At 50.3% G+C, this 17483-nt stretch carries 18 protein-coding genes and 1 tRNA gene; 13 read left to right on the top strand and 6 right to left on the bottom strand.

Features of this window, described 5'->3' with window-relative positions:
- Window positions 1-23 precede the first annotated feature (23 nt).
- From BGX16_RS09060 to BGX16_RS09085, 6 genes are all read left to right on the top strand, one after another.
- Window positions 24-1391 (top strand): ATP-binding protein, encoded by a 1368-nt coding sequence (locus BGX16_RS09060; RefSeq protein ID WP_100425747.1) that lies wholly within the window; start codon window positions 24-26, stop codon window positions 1389-1391.
- A gap of 163 nt (window positions 1392-1554) precedes the next feature.
- The gene (purD, locus tag BGX16_RS09065; RefSeq protein ID WP_100425748.1) at window positions 1555-2847 is read left to right on the top strand and encodes a phosphoribosylamine--glycine ligase; all 1293 of its coding nucleotides are present in this window, start codon (window positions 1555-1557) and stop codon (window positions 2845-2847) included.
- Window positions 2848-2861: 14 nt separating this feature from the next.
- Entirely contained in the window at window positions 2862-3335 is a 474-nt protein-coding gene (purE, locus tag BGX16_RS09070) for a 5-(carboxyamino)imidazole ribonucleotide mutase (RefSeq protein WP_100425749.1), read from the top strand.
- A gap of 3 nt (window positions 3336-3338) precedes the next feature.
- A complete protein-coding gene (locus tag BGX16_RS09075) occupies window positions 3339-4100 on the top strand; it encodes a DUF3108 domain-containing protein (RefSeq protein ID WP_100425750.1) in 762 nt (253 codons plus the stop codon).
- 123 nt (window positions 4101-4223) lie between these two features.
- Window positions 4224-5189, top strand: coding sequence for a hypothetical protein (locus tag BGX16_RS09080; protein ID WP_100425751.1), 966 nt, complete (start codon window positions 4224-4226; stop codon window positions 5187-5189).
- 273 nt (window positions 5190-5462) lie between these two features.
- Window positions 5463-5536, top strand: a tRNA-Arg gene (locus tag BGX16_RS09085).
- Between the two features lie 63 nt (window positions 5537-5599).
- Here BGX16_RS09085 and rimO read toward each other — a convergent pair.
- Together rimO and BGX16_RS09095 are read right to left on the bottom strand one after the other, a co-directional pair.
- Window positions 5600-6913: a 30S ribosomal protein S12 methylthiotransferase RimO gene (gene rimO / locus BGX16_RS09090; protein WP_100425752.1), complete on the bottom strand. Its 1314-nt coding sequence runs from the start codon at window positions 6911-6913 to the stop codon at window positions 5600-5602.
- A gap of 6 nt (window positions 6914-6919) precedes the next feature.
- Window positions 6920-7729, bottom strand: a complete 810-nt coding sequence (locus BGX16_RS09095; RefSeq protein ID WP_100425753.1) for an SPOR domain-containing protein — start codon at window positions 7727-7729, stop codon at window positions 6920-6922.
- 205 nt (window positions 7730-7934) lie between these two features.
- Here BGX16_RS09095 and rpsU point away from each other — a divergent pair, with 205 nt between their 5' ends.
- Window positions 7935-8144, top strand: coding sequence for a 30S ribosomal protein S21 (rpsU, locus tag BGX16_RS09100; protein WP_100425754.1), 210 nt, complete (start codon window positions 7935-7937; stop codon window positions 8142-8144).
- Between the two features lie 107 nt (window positions 8145-8251).
- A complete protein-coding gene (locus BGX16_RS09105) occupies window positions 8252-8722 on the top strand; it encodes a GatB/YqeY domain-containing protein (RefSeq protein WP_100425755.1) in 471 nt (156 codons plus the stop codon).
- On the opposite strand, the gene rpiA is transcribed toward BGX16_RS09105, so the two are convergent.
- Both rpiA and BGX16_RS09115 read right to left on the bottom strand, forming a co-directional pair.
- A complete protein-coding gene (rpiA, locus tag BGX16_RS09110; RefSeq protein WP_100425756.1) occupies window positions 8723-9409 on the bottom strand; it encodes a ribose-5-phosphate isomerase RpiA in 687 nt (228 codons plus the stop codon).
- Window positions 9409-10017 (bottom strand): FKBP-type peptidyl-prolyl cis-trans isomerase, encoded by a 609-nt coding sequence (locus BGX16_RS09115; protein WP_157797956.1) that lies wholly within the window; start codon window positions 10015-10017, stop codon window positions 9409-9411. The genes rpiA and BGX16_RS09115 overlap by 1 nt, the downstream gene beginning before the upstream one ends.
- Window positions 10018-10051: 34 nt before the next feature.
- Between BGX16_RS09115 and BGX16_RS09120 the strand changes: the two genes are divergently transcribed.
- The 4 genes from BGX16_RS09120 to BGX16_RS09135 are packed head-to-tail and all read left to right on the top strand — an operon-like array spanning window position 10052 to window position 13712.
- Window positions 10052-10780 carry a metallophosphoesterase family protein gene (locus tag BGX16_RS09120; RefSeq protein WP_100425758.1) on the top strand — a complete coding sequence of 243 codons (729 nt, stop codon included), beginning with the start codon at window positions 10052-10054 and terminating at the stop codon, window positions 10778-10780.
- Window positions 10777-11238, top strand: a complete 462-nt coding sequence (locus BGX16_RS09125; protein ID WP_100425759.1) for a 23S rRNA (pseudouridine(1915)-N(3))-methyltransferase RlmH — start codon at window positions 10777-10779, stop codon at window positions 11236-11238. Before BGX16_RS09120 ends, BGX16_RS09125 begins: the two co-directional genes overlap by 4 nt.
- A gap of 39 nt (window positions 11239-11277) precedes the next feature.
- Window positions 11278-12798, top strand: a complete 1521-nt coding sequence (locus BGX16_RS09130; protein WP_100425760.1) for a carboxypeptidase M32 — start codon at window positions 11278-11280, stop codon at window positions 12796-12798.
- A 59-nt stretch (window positions 12799-12857) separates the two neighbouring features.
- Window positions 12858-13712: a tRNA lysidine(34) synthetase gene (locus BGX16_RS09135; RefSeq protein ID WP_241899511.1), complete on the top strand. Its 855-nt coding sequence runs from the start codon at window positions 12858-12860 to the stop codon at window positions 13710-13712.
- Window positions 13713-13800: 88 nt separating this feature from the next.
- Here the strand turns inward: BGX16_RS09135 and BGX16_RS09140 are convergent, their stop codons facing one another.
- Window positions 13801-14496, bottom strand: a complete 696-nt coding sequence (locus BGX16_RS09140) for an LrgB family protein (protein ID WP_100425761.1) — start codon at window positions 14494-14496, stop codon at window positions 13801-13803.
- Complete coding sequence (locus tag BGX16_RS09145) at window positions 14489-14854, bottom strand: CidA/LrgA family protein (RefSeq protein ID WP_100425762.1); 366 nt, start codon at window positions 14852-14854, stop codon at window positions 14489-14491. The genes BGX16_RS09140 and BGX16_RS09145 overlap by 8 nt, the downstream gene beginning before the upstream one ends.
- A 65-nt stretch (window positions 14855-14919) precedes the next feature.
- Between BGX16_RS09145 and BGX16_RS09150 the strand changes: the two genes are divergently transcribed.
- The gene (locus tag BGX16_RS09150; RefSeq protein ID WP_241899512.1) at window positions 14920-17481 is read left to right on the top strand and encodes a TIGR03960 family B12-binding radical SAM protein; all 2562 of its coding nucleotides are present in this window, start codon (window positions 14920-14922) and stop codon (window positions 17479-17481) included.
- The last annotated feature ends 2 nt before the right edge of the window (window positions 17482-17483 follow it).

Here is a 17483-nt window from a genome sequence, read left to right on the forward strand (position 1 = left end):
AGGTTGGATAAACGGAAAAACTGATGATTCAACGTAAAATCGACAACTATTTGGCTGATTTCTATGCAAAGCACAAGAACGCGTTGCTTGTGACCGGGGCCAGGCAAATCGGCAAGACCAGTTCCATTCGGGAGTTCGGAAGGACGCATTTCAAGCATTTTGTAGAAATCAACTTTCTTGAATCTCCGGCAGCCAAGTCCGTATTCGAGAGCGCCGATCGCTCGAACATCCTTTTGCGCCTGTCGGCCTACGCCGAAACAAAATTGGTCAAGGGCGAAACCCTGATTTTCTTGGACGAGATTCAGGAATGCCCCGAAGCGGTTACTGCAATCAAGTTTCTGGTCGAGGACGGGTCTTACCGTTATATTCTGAGCGGCTCGCTTCTGGGTGTTGAACTCAAGGACGTCCGTTCCCTTCCTGTCGGTTTTTTGACCATCAAGGAAATGTTCCCTCTGGATTTCGAGGAATTTGCGAGGGCCGTGGGTGTCCAGGTCGGAGTCCTGGATTCGGTACGAGCCGCTTTCGAGAACAAGGTAGAAGTTGATTCTGTCATCCACGAAAAGATGATGGAGATTTTCCGCCTGTACATGGTTGTGGGCGGCATGCCCGCTGCAGTTGCCGAGTATCTGGAATCAAACAACATCCAGAACATATTGGAAATCCAGCAAGACATCATCGAGTTGTACAAGAAGGACATTGCCAAGTACGACCCGGAAAACAAGCTTTACCTGAACGAAATTTTTGACCTGATTCCGCCGGAACTGAATAACCAGAACAAGAGATTCATTCTAAAAAAATTGAACGAGAACATCAAGTTTTCCCGTCACGAAAATTCCTTTATCTGGTTAAAAGAAGCGGGGGTGGCTCTCCCCGTTTACAATGTGGATGAACCCAAAATTCCGTTGCTCCTTTCGCGCTCGCGCAACTTGTTTAAACTGTTCTTGAACGACGTCGGACTCCTTACTTGCCAATACGCGAACGGGATTCAGCTGAAAATCTTGAACGGTGAAAACGCCATCAATTTCGGTTCCGTTTATGAGAATGTGGCCGCGATGGAACTGAAAGCGCACGGATTCGATCTTTATTATTTCAATAGTAAAAAACAAGGCGAACTGGATTTTGTCATTGAACGGAATGGACGCATACTCCCCATAGAAATCAAGTCGGGCAAGGATTACAAACGGCACAATGCCTTAAAGAACGTCTTGGAAACAACAAATTACGCCATTCAAGAGGCCGTCGTTTTCTGCAACGACAATGTCTGCGTCAAAGGGAAAGTCTTGTATTGTCCCATCTACATGCTGATGTTCCTGAAAAACGAAGAAATTGATTTGGGAACATACAAAGTAGATTTACGCGGGCTGGCCAAACGTGCTAATCGCAGCAAATAAAATCGACAAACCTGGAAATCAAATGGTCGAATGGATAATAGAAGCGTCGGCCAAGGATGGGGAGGGTGCAGGGATGGGCCTGTGCGGCCTTCGCAACTCCGAGCTGGGGCCCTTCCCGCATGTTTTTTGCTAAATTTTCTTTGAACAGAAAAAAGGAAATTTTATGAATATTCTCGTCGTTGGTAGCGGTGGTCGCGAACATGCCATCGCTCTTGCAGTCAAGAAGTCGCCGCTGTGCGACACTCTCGTGTGCGCTCCGGGCAACCCGGGCATGGCAAACCTCGGCAAGTGCGTGCCGGTGGATGTGGCCGACCCGAAGGCAATCGCTGACCTCGCGGTTGCCGAAAAGATTGACCTCGCGGTCATCGGCCCCGAAATTCCGCTGGTCGCTGGCGTAGTGGATGAATTCCGCCGTCGCGGGCTCCGCGCTTTCGGCCCGACTGCGGCTGCTGCCGCGCTCGAAGGCTCCAAGGCTTTCAGCAAGGATATCATGAAGAAGTATAACGTGCCGACGGCAGCCTTCGAGACCTTCACCGATCTCGCCTCCGCCAAGAAGTTCCTCGCAGAACACCCGGCTCCGATTGTGGTGAAGGCGTCGGGCCTCGCTGCGGGCAAGGGCGCCATCGTCTGCATGACCGACAAGGAAGCGAACGATGCTGTGGAAGAAATGCTCGGCGACAAGGCGGTCTTCGGCGAATCCGGCAAGACGGTCGTGATTGAAGAATTCATGGACGGCGAAGAAGCCTCCATCTTCGTGGTTTGCGACGGCAAGGACTATGTGATTCTCTCTTCTGCCCAGGACCACAAGCGCGTCTTTGACGACGACAAGGGCCCAAACACTGGCGGAATGGGCGCCTACAGCCCGGCTCCGGTGGTGACGGACGCTCTCCTCGACGAAGTGAAGAAGACGATTATTGAACCGACTCTCAAGGGCATGGCCGCCGAAGGCAAGCCCTACACGGGCGTGCTCTACGTGGGCATCATGGTGACTGCGAAGGGCCCGAAGGTCGTGGAATACAACTGCCGTCTCGGCGACCCTGAATGCCAGATTGTGCTTCCGCTTTACGACGGCGATGTGCTCGCGTTGTTCGACGCTGCCGAAAAGGGTGAACTCGCGAAACTCGGTGTCCCGAAGGCCCCGAAGGGCAGTTCCGCCATCGTCGTGCTCGCAAGCAAGGGTTATCCGGGCTCTTACGAAAAGGGCAAGGTCGTGACGGGTATCGAAGAAGCCGAAAAGAACGGCGCCCAGGTGCTCCATGCCGGTACCAAGATGGTAGACGGCAAGCTGGTCACGAACGGTGGCCGCGTGTTCGGCGTGGTGGGTCATGGCGAAACGCTCCAGGCCGCTCTCGACATCGCTTACGAAGCCGCCGAGAAGGTTCAGTTCGAAGGCAAGTTCTACCGCAAGGACATCGGCAAGAAGGGACTCGCCCGTCTCGCCAAGATGGGTAAATAAAAAAGGAATTGAAAATGCAGATTAATGAAGTTCCGAATGCAAAGGTCGGTATCGTTGCGGGTAGCAAGTCCGACCAGGAAACTGTAGACAAGATCACCGCGGTGCTCGACAGCTTCGGCATCGTGTGGGAATACAACATCCTCTCGGCACACCGCACCCCGAACGCCACCGCGAAGTATGCTCGCGAAGCCGCCGGGCGAGGCCTCCAGGTTCTCATCGGTGTCGCTGGCCTCGCTGCAGCCCTTCCGGGCGTGCTCGCAGGGCACACGATCCTTCCGGTCATTGGCTTGCCCTGCGCCGGCGGCCCGCTCAACGGCGTCGATGCCCTGCACAGCATTGTGCAGATGCCCCCGGGAATCCCGGTGGCAACAGTCGGCATCGGCAACGGCAAGAATGCCGGTTACCTCGCCGCCCACATCGTCGCCACCTCCGACCCGGCAGTCCGCGAGAAGCTCATCGCCTACCGCAAGAGTCTTGGTGATATTTAATCCGTGAAACGTTTTTTTCTCATCGCTTGGGTGCTTGCCGCGTTTTCGTTTGCCGAAGACGTGGTGAATGCACCATGGACAAAGGGAGAAAAGCTTTCTTACCGTTTAAGCTGGGGCTTTATCACGGCCGGTTTTGCTGATATGATGACTCTTCCGCAAAAGGATGGAAGTCTGGAATTTGTGAGCATCGCTCGCAACAACGGCGCTTTCCGCTCCATCTATCCGGTGGCAGACACGATTCGAACACTTTCGAAAGGGGATAAGTTTCTCCCTGAAACGTTCAAAAAGATTTTGAACGAAGGCTCCTACCACAGCACTTCAAAAATTCTCTTTGACCGCAAAGGCAAAATGGCGGTCCTTTCGGACACGGTCTTTGAAAATTCCAAGCGCGACGAAATCAGGAGGCGTGTCGATACGACGGTCTCGATCAACGGTTACGAACACTGTATCATTTCGGCGTTCTATCGGGTGCGCACCATGGACCTTTCCGGCAAAAAAGACACTTACTTTTCTGCGGTCAGTGGCAAAAAGCGCTATTCGCTGCGGGTGATTATTCACGGCAAGGAAACGGTCGAAACAGACCTTGGCAAGTTTGACTGCATCAAGGTGGAACCGGTGCTGGGGGATGACGGCGCGTTCAAGGCTGCCGGAAGGCTCTTTATTTGGCTGACCGATGACGAAAGGCGCCTGCCAGTTTTGATGACCGTAAAAATTCCTATCGGCTCCATTCGAGGGGAATTGGTCCAATTTCGCCAAGGATTGTGACTTTAAGCGGATTTAAGGGGTTTTCAATTTTCTTTTTACACAAATATTTTAGTTTACAATCTAGAGAATAAACTATATTGAACACGGAACTATTCTATCTCAAAAAATAGAGGCTCTTTAGCAATGTTAAAAAAGATTTGCATTCTGTTTTTTACTCTGGCGGTAGCCGGCTTTGCCCAAGACGATTTCGACTCCTATGAGTCCGATGAATCCTCTAGCGAAGAAATCTCCGAATCCACGACCTATTCGGCTTCGGCTGAAGAAAACTCCGGGGAAACGACCTTGGAACGTCGTCGCCGTGCAGCGGGCGGTTCAGCCGTTCGTTCCGCAGCCGATGAAGAATCTCAGGTTGAAGAAGCGGATAACGCTACGAGCCGCGGTCGTGCCGCTGACCGTGCAAAGCGTCGCGAATTTGAAAAGGACCAGCGCCTGGATGAATTTGCAAACAACCTCCGTCGTCGTGACTGGCTCAAGGACCGCTTGGTTTTTGAAATCGGTATGGGTTCCCGTCAGCCGGTGATGGGTGAAACGGGGCTCGGCATGGGCTTCGGCTTCGGTGCTGAATATATCACTCGGTGGCATCTCGCTTTGTACGGTGCATTCGGCTTCATCCCGAGCGGGGATGACCCGGACTTCTCGAACTTTAAAATCGAAGGTGGTACCGGTTGGAAGGTCGGTTTGAACTACTACCTCTTCCCGAAGAACCCGCTTCATCTCGGTCTTTCTGTTTCTTACGGTACCGTCTATTACGATCATGACATCGTGGCTGATTCGACGAACGATTACACCCGTAAACTTCTCATGACCAACGGTTTCCAGTTCGACGTTCTCATTACCTACCTCACAAACGAATGGTACTACCTCCAGTTTGCAATCGGTATGTATTACGCTCCGAACGCCTACGACGATTCCCACTCGAAGAACGTGAAGGGTGAAGATGTTTCCCGCGTGATTGATAGCGATGGCATTTCCAAGTTCGGACTTGTCTTCGGTATCACGATCGGTTTCGCTCTGCCGGAATTCTTCCCAGATGCAACGGAAATCCGTCGCCGCGAACGCGAAAAGAAGTACAGCGAACAGGAAGACTAATCCATCGCAAAAGAGTGCCCAAAGACCGGCTTCGCCGGTCTTTTTTTGTATGTGTGACCCTACTCACTTTGCAGGAAGGCTTATTCCGTTTTTTAGGCCAAGGCTCTTTAAGCCCCAAAAAAATAGTTCTATATTGGGAATAGATTTGGAGGAGAGGACTGGTAAAGAGTTGGAACGGTGTCGATCGAATCGTCGCCGTTTTTTGTTGCCCAGGGCTCAGAACGAAAGACAAATTTTTGAAAAAAAATTATATTCGGTGTGCCTGATGGCCATGTCCGCGTAGCTCAATTGGATAGAGTGTCAGTTTCCGAAACTGAAGGTCACGAGTTCGACTCTCGTCGTGGGCACTGAAAAAGCACCGGGATTCCCGGTGCTTTTCTGCTTTTCTGCTTTTCAATCGCGGAATGCTTTTAGGCGTGAGAAACGATGCGTCCGATTAGTTCATGCGGTTCTGCATCGATGATCTTCACCATGTAGAATTCTCCCGGATTGGCGTCGCCTTCCACGATTTTCACGATGTCGTCGGAATCAAGCGAGTTGCCTTCGGTTCTGCCGATAAAGTGGTAATCGCTTTCTTCGGCGACTTCGTCGATCAAAACTTTGACTTCCTTGCCAATCAAGGCTTCGTTTGCTTCGGAAGAAATCTCTTCCTGCAGGTCTTGAATGGCGTCCAGACGTGCACGGGCCAGTTCTTCTGGAACCGGTTCTTCTTTAAGCTTCATCGCCGGAGTGCCTTCTTCTGGGCTAAAGACGAATCCGCCCAGGTGTTCAAAGCGCACGTCCTGAATCAGCTGCATCAGTTCTTCAAAGTCTTCCTGCGTTTCGCCGGGGAAACCGACGAGAACGGTCGTGCGGAGCGTTACGCCTGGAATCTTGGTGCGAATGTCGGTCAGCATTTTGCGGAGCGACTGCTGATTATAGCTGCGTCGCATCAGTTTAAGGACGTGCGAACTGGCGTGTTGAATCGGCATGTCGACGTATTTGCAAATGCGCGGTTCGTTTGCCATCAAGTCTAAAAGCTCATCGTCGATGAATTCCGGATACCAGTAGAGCGTGCGGATCCAAGGAATGTTTGTTTCCTTAAGAACCGCCTTCAAAAGTTTGGCGAGGGACGGCCCCGTTTTGCATCCCTGATCGTGCCCGTAGAACGTGGTGTCTTGCGCAATGAGCGTGAGTTCCTGCACGCCTTGAGCTTCGAGTTCCTTCGCTTCCTGGATGATGCTCTCGATCGAGAACGAAATCTGCTTTCCGCGGATGTTCGGGATCGCGCAGAACGCGCAACGGCGGTCACAGCCTTCGGCAACCTTCAGATAGGCGTGATGCTTGTAATCGCCCAGGTTCAGGCGGGCGAGGTTTTCTGTGCCGCTCGCCTTTTCGCCGAGTCCAAGGACCTTCAGAATTTTCCCGGGCTCGTACGTGCCGAGCCAGTAGTCCACTTCGGGCATTTCCTTGGGAAGTTCTTCCATGTAACGGCCCGATAGGCAGCCTGTAACGATAAGCTTTTGGGAAGGCTTCTTCGCTTCGATAAAGGATAGGACCGTGTTGATGGATTCGGTCTTGGCGTCTTCAATAAAACCACAGGTGTTGATGAGCAAAAAATCCGCTTTTTCGGCGTTTTCTGTCGATACAAAACCTGCCGAGTAGAGCTCGGCAAGCATGTGTTCGCCATCAACCTGGTTTTTTGCACAACCGAGTTGTGCGGCAAAAATGCGGGGATGTTTCAAAAGTGTTTATTCCCAGTCGTCGTAGACTTCTTCTGCCGGTTGAACCGGGGCGGCTTCTGCAGCAGGGGCTGGCGCAGGTGCGGTCGGTTCCGCTACAGGTTCTGCAGCAGGGGCCGTCGCTTCTGCAACAGGAGCCGGTGCTTCGACAGGAGCGGCTTCGGAGGAAGAAGATTCGACAACTTCAGATGAAGAAGATTCGACTTCGGTGGAGTACTTGGTTGTTTCCATCGGTTCCGGGTTCAAATACGAACCGGAGGTGGTGTTGGAATTGGTAACGTCGCTGGATTCCGGAGAACCTACGGTATCATTAGCCTTGTTGTCGATCCACCAGGCGAATTCCAGAGGTTCGAGAGCGGACTTGCCGTATGCCTTGGCGTCTTCGATCTTCTTGAAGTAGCCAACGCGGACACGGTAATAGGTGCCTTCGAGTTCTCCCGGATTTTCGACCTGGGCGAGGTATCCTTTGATGCCCTTTTCTTCTAATTTCTTCAGAACGGCGTTTGCGGCGCTCTTGGACGGCTGAATACTCACCTGGATGACAACGGCGCCTTCAGAACTTGGCTGGACAACAGGGCCGGTGGTTTTGAATGTGCCTTCGGCGGCAGAAGCGTCAGCGGAAAGAGATTCAATCGACTGGAGCTCCGGCATGGAATTCGCATCGCTTGCGGGTACCGTTGCTTCTGGAACGGGTGCAGGGGCTTCGGCTTTTTTAGCCGGTTTGATTTCGGGGACGACATCGTCTTCGCTGCTGCAACCAGCAAGCGTCATACCGAAAATTGCGGAACCTGCAATCACGGAGAACTTGAAAATATTCACCTTTCGCTCCTTTACCTTTTAGCCAGTGTGGCTTTGCCAAAATATAACTAAGTCTTTGGGAGGCCGCAAGTTAAGGTGAAAAAAAGAGCTAAAAACATATGATTTTTCTCAGTTCGCAATGGAAAACGGGCTTGCCCTTGACGAGATGGATTCTTTTAGGTATATTTGCGGCGCATAACAAAAATTTTCAACCCGAGGAATCCGAATGATCGGTGTCGTAGTTAAGCCTAATGAACCTTTCGAACGCGCTCTCAAGCGTTTCACTAAGTCTTGCGAAAAGAACGGAATCATTTCTGACGTGAAGAAGCGTCAGCGCTATGAAAAGCCGTCCGAAGAAAAGAAGCGTGTTGAAACCGCTGCTCGTCGCAAGCGTTTGAAAGAACTCGCTGACGCAAACCGCAAGCGTCTCTACTAATTCGTCGCTTTTTTACGAATGCCAAGGGAATGTATCATATACATTCCCTTTTAGTGTTTCTATTTTTCGCTCGAACTTAAACTCCCGGTCTGGGAAAAGGACACAATATGGCAGATTCTCTCGTTAAGGCAGAAAGCCCTCTTCTTCAAGAAATTTTGGCAGACATCAAGGCGGCGATGAAGGCACATGATTCGGTCACGCTCGAAGTCCTTCGTACCCTCCATTCCGACATCAAGAATGTGGCGATCAATGCAAAGAAAGATGTGACAGATGACATCGTCCTCGATGTTCTCGCCAAGAGCATCAAGCAGCGTAACGAATCAATCGAAATGCTCCGCAAGGGCGGCCGTGAAGAAAACGCTCAGGAAGAAGAAAAGACTCTCGCCGTTTACCAGAAGTATCTCCCGAAGCAGCTCTCGGAAGATGAAGTAAAGGCCCTGATCGAAGAGATCAAGGCCCAGGTTGGAGCTCAGGGCCCCAAGGACATGGGGAAGATCATGAAGGAACTTACCCCGAAGACGAAAGGCCGATTCGACGGTCGTCGCGTGAGCGATCTCGTGAAAGCAGCTCTTGCTTAATTAGAATTCTTCCAGTCCGTTTGGCGCGGCAAGGATTACTTTGTTCGCCATTCCGATGAATAACCCGTGGCCCAAAAGCCCGGGTATTTTATTTAATTCAAAGTCGAGCTTTGCCGGGTCTGCAATCGGGCCGAACTTTGCGTCGGCAATCAGGTTTCCGGAGTCGCTGATGACCGGACCATCTTTGCCCGGAGCTCCCATGCGGACGGCGAGCGTTGCACCGAGTTTTGTTACTTTGTAAGTAACCGATCCGATGGCGTTCGGAAGAATTTCGAGAGGAACGGCGAATTTTTCGCCGAGGGTCTGCACTTTTTTGCCCGAGTCCGCGATGATGATGTAATTTTCTGCCATGGAGGCGACGATCTTTTCGAGGAGGTGGGCGGCGCCGCGGCCCTTGATCAGGTTCTTTGCCGGATCGATTTCGTCTGCTCCATCGATTGCGATGTCCAAGTGGGTCGCTTCGCCGAGGTCGATCAGGGGAATGCCGAGCTTGCGGCACTGAAGCGTGGTGCTCCAGCTGGTGCTGACGGCGGTCACCTTCAGACCTTCGGTCTGGATGCGTTCGCCGAGACGTTCTACCATGTAAGCGGCCGTGCTGCCTGTGCCGAGTCCAACGGTCATGCCGGATTCGATCATGTTAGCGGCGCGGACGCCTGCTGCTTTCTTGAGTTCGTTTAAGTCAGCCATTATCGCCAGTGTCTCCCAAAGTTGTTTTGTTCGTCTTCTGGAAAATCTTCGTCGAAGTCGTCATCGTCTTCTTCCGTGTATTCGTCGGGAAGGCCCGTTTCGAGTTCGGTGACCGAGGGCTCGGTGATGTCCACGATGGTGATTTCGAATGTTAAATCTCTGCCTGCAAAGGGATGGTTTCCGTCGAGCGTGACGGTTTCTTTTTGAATTTCCTTGATCGTGTAGATTGTCGGATCTTCGTCATCGCTCTTGTTGCAAATGTCGCGCGGGTCTTCTGGAATGGAGAATTCCGTCATGTTTGAATCGCGGACCATTTCGAGTTCCATGCCGAGCCAAAGTTCGCCGATGTTGCGGAGCTCTTCCTTGGAAACCTTGATAATCAAGTCTTTGCGGTACGGTCCGTATCCCTTGTCATAGGGAATATGGGCTGTGATATGGTCTCCGACGTGATGGCCTTCCAAGGCGTTTTCAAGACCTTCGATCACGCTGTCGCAACCGTGCATATAGACGAATGGGAAAGATTCGGGAACTTCCTCGATAATTACGCCGTTTTCGTCCTTTAGAGAGTAGCCAATGCTAACTTTTTTGTTTTTCTGAACCGTTTCCATCAAGCACAAATATAGAAAAGCTATATTAATTTCCATGTTATACGGGATCTATTCTGACATTCATGCGAACTTGCCCGCGCTCGAAGTCGTTTTGGAATCGATGAAAGCGCATGGCGTGGAACGTCGTGTTTGTTTGGGTGATATAGTCGGGTATGGAGCGCATCCGAACGAATGCGTTGCGCTGGTAAAAGAAAATGCGGATATCTGCATTTTGGGTAATCACGACAGCGTAGCCATCCAGTGGGACTCGGATACGGGATTCAACCCGTATGCGAAGAGGGCAATCGAATGGACGCAGAATGCGCTCACTCCGGAATCCAAGGAATACCTTTGCTCGCTCCCTTACGTTTTTGAAGAAAACGATATTTGCTTTGTTCATGCTTCCCCCATGTCCCCGGCGGACTGGATCTACATAACGGATTTGGAAGACGCTCTGGATGCGTTCGATCATTTTGGCGAGCGCCATTGCTTTGTCGGTCATACGCATAGCCCGGTGATCGTGGCGATGCGCGATGGAGAAATCCCGAAGGTCATTGAAACGGGTTCCTATGTTTTGGAAGATGGGGAACGCCTGTTGATGAATGTGGGAAGTGTCGGACAGCCGCGTGACCGCGACCCGCGGGCGAGTTACTGCCTGTATGATTCTGAAAAGCACAGTGTGAATCTTGTGCGTTTGAATTACGATATCAGCTTGACGCAAAAAGCGATGCGTGACGTGGGAATGCCGGACTTTCTCGTGGAACGCCTGGAACTGGGTCGATGAAGCTCATTCTTGCTGTTTTTGGAAGACCTGGCTCTGCCTTTATCCAGGATGAAGTTGAAAAGTACACGAAGCGCTTGCGCTCTTCGAGCGTGCAGATCGAAGTCGTGGAAATGAAGCAGAGCAAGCGTGACGATCAGGTGAAGAGCCTTGCCGAAGAAGCGGCGGAATTTTCCAAACGTTTCCCCAAAGAAAATTACCAGTGGATTGTGATGGCGGAAGAAGGTAAGCTGATGAATACGGTGCAGCTTGCGAACTGGATCAAGCCTCGGTTGACTTCGAACTGCGTCTTTCTCATCGGTTCCGCTTACGGCATTTCTCCCGAAATCAAAAAACAGGCGAACCTTCTGCTTTCGCTTTCACCGCTGACGTTTACGCATGACCATGCCCGTGTGATTTTAACGGAACAGCTTTACCGCTGTCTTATGGTGATAGCCGGTCATCCATATCACCACGTTTAACAGGCGCTCGTCGTTCAACCGTAGTGCGAAGGAAAACGTATGACTGCAAAGATGAATGCTTCTCTCGAAAAAAGCTTAAAGACGGTTTACGCCACTTTAGAAGAAGTGGAACGTTACCAGCATGCAAGCCGTGTTTTGGGCTTTGACCAACAGACGATTTGCCCGCCGCTCGGGATGGAAGAGCAGGGCGAAACTTCGGCGTTCCTGTCGAATAAGGCGTTCCAACTTTCGAAATCAAAAAAGTTTATTTCTGCGGCGGAAGATCTTTACGCCAATCGTAAATTTTTGAACGAATGGGACCGCACCTTGGCGGAATCTTTGCACCGGGATTACCTGCGCAATAAGAACATTACGCCAGCGATGGACAAGCAGTTCTCTTTGGTTTTCAATAAGGCTTTTGTGAACTGGCTCAAAGCGAAGAAGGCTGCGGACTTTTCGATTTTTGCCGACTCGCTATCGGATGTCCGCAAGGTGAATTTGAAGCAGATAGCTCTTGCGGAAAAGGCGATGCGTGTACCGTATGACAATCTTTTGGATGTTTACGAACGCGGCATGACGACAAAGGATTTGACCAAGTGCTTTGACGCTTGCAAGGAGCGTCTGGTGCCGATGCTTCAAAAAATTCAGAAGAGCAAAAAGAAGATTCGCACGGATTTTCTTTCTCGCAAGGTAAGCGACGAATCCCAGCGCCAGATGGCGGAATTCTTGCTGCAGACGATTGGTTTCGATTTTAAGCGAGGCGCCTTTACGACAAGCGAACATCCGTTTACGGATGGACTTGCCAAAGACGACTGCCGCGTGACGACGCATTATCATGAGGATATGTTTGCATCGAATATGTTCTCCATCATTCATGAAGGCGGTCATGCTCTTTTTGAAATGAACCAACCGAGTGAAAATTACGCGCATCACATCAACGGTTGCAAGACTTTGGGTCAGCATGAATCGGTTTCCCGTTTTTATGAAAATCGCATTGGGCGTTCCCGCGCCTTTGTGCATTTGATCTTTAAAAAGTGCAAGGAGTTTTTCCCGACCGTTTTTGAAGACGTTTCCGAAAAGCAGTTCTACGAAGCACTGAACGTGGTGAAACCGAGTTTTATCCGCACGGAAGCGGACGAGTTTACGTACACGTTCCACATCATGATCCGTTTTGAAATTGAGCAGATGATTGTGAACGGCAAGGTCGATATTCAAAGCCTTCCGCAGATTTGGAACGACAAGTACGAAGAATATCTGGGCATTCGTCCGTCGAATGACCGTGAAGGTATTTTGCAAGATGTGCATTGGGCTTCGGGCTTTGGCTACTTCCCGACGTATTCGCTAGGCAACATGTACAATGCGATGTATTACAATCGCATGAAGCAGGAAATCGATGTGGAAGACTGCATTCTCCACGGAGACTTCGGGACGATCAACGGCTGGATGAAGGAATATGTTTGGAAATACGCAGACCGCTTGAATTCCAAGGCTTGGATTCAAAAGATTACTGGCCGCGAATTTACGGCGGACGACTTCCTCGATTACATTGAACAGAAGTACGGCGAACTCTACGGCATTTAATTCACGGTTTATTTTAGAAGGCGAAACCCTTGGAAGGCGAAGCGAAAAAGAAAAGAGAATTGCATTTGACTTTCGCAGAAATGGCGGAACGGAGCATCTCCAAACGTTTCCGCAGCAAGCTGTGGAGCCCTTTTGTTTCGGCAATCAAGACGTACCGGATGATCGATGCGGGCGATAAAATCGCAGTCTGCATTTCGGGCGGTAAGGATTCGATGCTGCTTGCGAAAATGATGCAGATGCTGCACCGTTATACGGAAAAGCCTTTTGAATTAAAGTTTTTGGTGATGGATCCGGGGTATAATCCGCAGAACCGGGAAAAGATCGAAGCGAATGCGGAACGGCTTGAAATTCCGATTACGATTTTTGAAACGGATATTTTTGAACAGACGGACAAGGTGGAACATTCGCCGTGCTACGTTTGTGCGCGCATGCGCCGTGGACATTTGTACAGCCAGGCGAGAAAACTCGGTTGTAATAAGATTGCATTAGGACATCATTTTTCTGACGTGATCGAAACGACAGTGATGAGTATGTTCTACGCTTCGCAGCTCCAGGGAATGCTTCCCATGCTCCGCAGTCAAAATTACCCGGGAATGACGCTTATCCGTCCGCTGTACAAGATTCACGAAGACGATATCATCGCCTGGAGCCGTGCCAATAATTTGAACTTTATCCAGTGTGCTTGCCGTTTTACAGAAAAGAATTTTGAAAATGAAGATGGCTCCGGTTCGAGCAAGCGTCAAGAAGTCAAAGAGATTATTCGCAAATTGAAGCGTGACAATCCGAATATTGAAAAGAGCATTTTCAACAGTCTTCATGCGGTTTGCATTGAAACGTTCCCAGGTTTTAAGGCGAATGGAAAGCCGCATTCCTTTTTGGAACGCTTCGACGAAGAAAATTCCGAACTTTCATGATTGCGTGCCAAAAAAATGCGGTTGCAAACGTCGCCAAGACGCGAGCCAATATCGGCTGTGGAGTAAAGCCGTAAAGGATCCGCATGCGTTAGTCTGCGAAAAGATGTAAAAGAATGGGTGTGATGACCGAGGTGATGACACCTGTAACGCCAATGGCGAGGGAGCTCATCGCACCTTGAGTTTCACCCATTTCCAAAGCTTTAGCAGTGCCGACTGCATGCGAAGCCGTTCCCACGGCAATGCCTTGCGCCACGGGATGCTTGATTTTGCAGACTCGGCAGATGATCGGGGCAACGACGCCGCCCGTAATTCCTGTAATCACAATGGATGCGATTGTAATCGCCGGGATGCCACCGATGCTTTTCGAAAGTTCAACGCCCATCGGAATCGTGATGGACTTGGGTAAAAGTGAAAATTTTAACACGTCTTCAATTTGGAAAATTCCTGCGCAGAGCGTTACAATGGCGAAAGAGGTTAAGGTTCCCACGAGGATTCCGATCAAAATTGGAACGAGATGCGCTTTCAGCTTATCGAGCTGCTTGTAGAGCGGCACGGCGAGTACTGCTGTTGCAGGGCCAAGGAAAATCGAAATATAATCACCGCCGAGATTATAAGTTTCCAGTTTGATTCCGCTGATGAGTAAGAAGCCGATGATCAAAACGGCAGCGATCATCATCGGGTTGCAAATCGAAAGCTTGAATTTTCGACTGCAGGCGACGCCGACTTCATAAGCGACGATCGTCAAGACAATTCCAAAAAAAGGAGTGTTCAAAACTTCACGCATCTTTTTTCCTCTTTTTCTGGACGTTTACCATAATGTCGGTGACTTTGCCAGTGACGGCGAACGTAACGATTGTCGCAAGGACGCTGAGCAAAAAGAAAAGGATCAAATTGCCCTTCAGTACACCGTAAACGGCCAAAATGCCAATGGTCGGCGGAAGAAAAAAGAAGGGGAGCCGCTTCAGGAAAAAATCCGACATCTCTGCAATTTGATCCACTTTGACGAGTTTTGTACAAAGTAACAAAAAGAGGATCAGCATGGCTAAAATATTACCGGGCAGGGGGATTCCGCAAACTCGGTGAAGAAAATCTCCGATGAAGCAAACGGAAAGAATCAGAGCTAATTGGAGTAGTAAACGCATTGTGCGCCAAAGATAAAATTTTTATTTTTATGGCTATGAATATTTTTGACAAATTGGGGCAAGTTTTGCCCTCCGTAGAAAGTCCCGCCCGTTATATGGGCGGAGAAGCGAATAGCATTGTGAAAGACCCTTCTAAAATGGTGGGAACTTGTGCTTTTGTTTTTCCCGATTTGTACGAAATAGGCCTTTCGAATAATGGCTTGCGCATTTTGTATCACGTGGTGAACCGTGAACCGGATTTGTACATGGAAGTGGCGTTCGCTCCGTGGGACGATATGGCGGAACAGATGCGCAAACATGATATTCCGCTGTACACGCATGCGACTTGGAAACCTGTCCGCGAATTTGATGTGGTCGGCATGTCACTCCAGTCGGAACTCAATTTTACCAATGTGCCGTATGTGCTTGAACTCGCCGGCATCAGCGCCTTCTCCAAAGATCGTAAAGAAGACGATCCGATTATTTTGGCGGGTGGTCCTGCAATGGCGAACCCTGAACCTGTCGCCGATTTTTTTGATGCGTTCAATATTGGCGATGGCGAAGAGATGTTCCCGAAGATCGTGCGGACAGTGGGGGAATGTAGAAGAAAAGGGATGCGCCGATTTGAAATTTTGGAAGCGATTTCAAAAATCGACGGTGTGTACGTTCCAGTATTTCGCCAAGTCGTCGAGGGGGAATATAAACAGCTCGTTCCGGCAGAACCCGCTGTAGGCTCTTACGAACATACAAACGGTGTGCGTCGCATTTTTATTCCAGAACTCAAAAAAGAAGATTACCCGGTCAAGAATTTAATCCCGAACATGCGCTTGGTTCACAACCGCTTTAGTGTGGAAGTGATGCGAGGCTGTGCGCAGGGTTGCCGATTCTGCCAGGCGGGTGTTTGGTACAGACCGTGCCGCGAACTCAATCCGGATGATGTGATAGATCTTGCGAAGGAAGGTTTAAAGGCGACAGGTGAACAGGAACTCGGCCTTTTGAGCCTTTCCACGGCAGACTATAAGCCGATTGAATCGTTGACGGATTCGATTATCGATGACGCTTTCTTTGACAATGTGGACGTGTCGCTTCCGAGTATTCGCGTCAGCAGCTTCGGTCAGCACCTCGCAGAAAAAGTCGCCGCCTTGAAGGGTGGACGCAGTGCGACCTTTGCACCGGAAACCGGTTCGGAACGTATCCGCAAGATGATCAACAAGACGATCACCGATGAAGACATGTACAGTGCGGCGGACTATGCTTTTTCTTCGGGCTTGAACAAGATCAAGCTTTATACGATGATAGGCTTTCCGACAGAAGACGATGCCGATATGGAAGCTTTTTGCAATCTCATCGAGAACCTGGTGAAGATCGGTCGTAAGCACATGCGTGGATTCCAGATTTCCGTGAGCATGGGTATTCTCATACCGAAGTCTTTCACGGGCTTACAGTGGGCTGGCTTTATGGATGAGGAAACGTCTTGGAATCATATCCAGTATGTGCGCAAGCGGTTCTTTAAGCATCCGAATGTGAAGGTGCAGTGGGCGGACTGGAATACATCTCGCCTGGAAGCGTTCTATAGCCGTGGCGACCGTTCTCTTGCCCCGATGATTTATGAAGCCTATAAGCGCGGTATGATCTTCGAAAGTGATGGACATCGCATTCGGGCCAAGGACTGGGAAAAAATTTGGGAAGACTTCCATTATGACGTCAGCTGGATTTACGAAACCCGTCAAAAGGATTCCGTTTTTCCGTGGGACTTTATGCACATCGGTGTTACCAAGTCCTTCCTCTGGAGAGAGTATCAGAAAGGCTTTAACCCGGAAATTTTGAAAACGGCAAAGCCCGTTCCGAACTGCAAATGGGGCGATTGCCTACATTGCGGAATTCCGGGGAGCGGTAAGGAAGTTCGACTGGCGAATAATCCGGTTCGTTACGCAGCACCGAGCCGTACACCGGAAGAAATCAAGAAGCTTGTGGCGGAACGTCGCCCGGTTTACGATCAGCGGTACGCGTACAAGATTACGTTCCAAAAGACAGGTCTTAGCCGTTTCCTTCCGCACCAAAACATGCTCAGCGCGTTCGTGCGTTCCTTTGGAAAGGCAGAAGTTCCGCTCCGCTACAGTGAAGGCTTTAGCCCGAAACCGCGCATCATCAACATGGGCGCTCTACCGCTGGGTCTCGAAACGGTCTGCGAAATCCTCGGCGTGGAAACCTTAAAACCGTTGGATCTTTCGCCAGAAAATCTGCCGAAACTGATGGAAACTTTGAGCGAACCGTTTCCAATGGGCATGAAGGTTTTGAATATTGAACCGCTTACGTACAAGCTCTCTTCTCGCTGTCCGAAGTCGATGACGTATTCCTTTAAGCCAGAGGTTTTGCCGGAAGGCTTGGTTGAAAAGTTCCAGTCGAAGACGCTTCCTATCGTGCTGAATCACCGCGGTCATGAAGTGAACTTGAACGCACATATTCTGGATTTGCAGATATGCGACGGAAGAATCTTTATGCGTGTGAAGTGCAATGAGCAGGGCGGTACAGCAAGCCCATATCCGCTCTTTGGCGGACTGATGGGCGTTAAAACGGCGACGGCGACGGTCGATGATGTCACACGTCAGTATTTAATCCGGAAGGAATCCATGGAATTCGAAGACTAAGC

Source organism: Hallerella succinigenes (assembly GCF_002797675.1).
In the GTDB taxonomy this organism is placed as follows: Bacteria; Fibrobacterota; Fibrobacteria; order Fibrobacterales; family Fibrobacteraceae; genus Hallerella; species Hallerella succinigenes.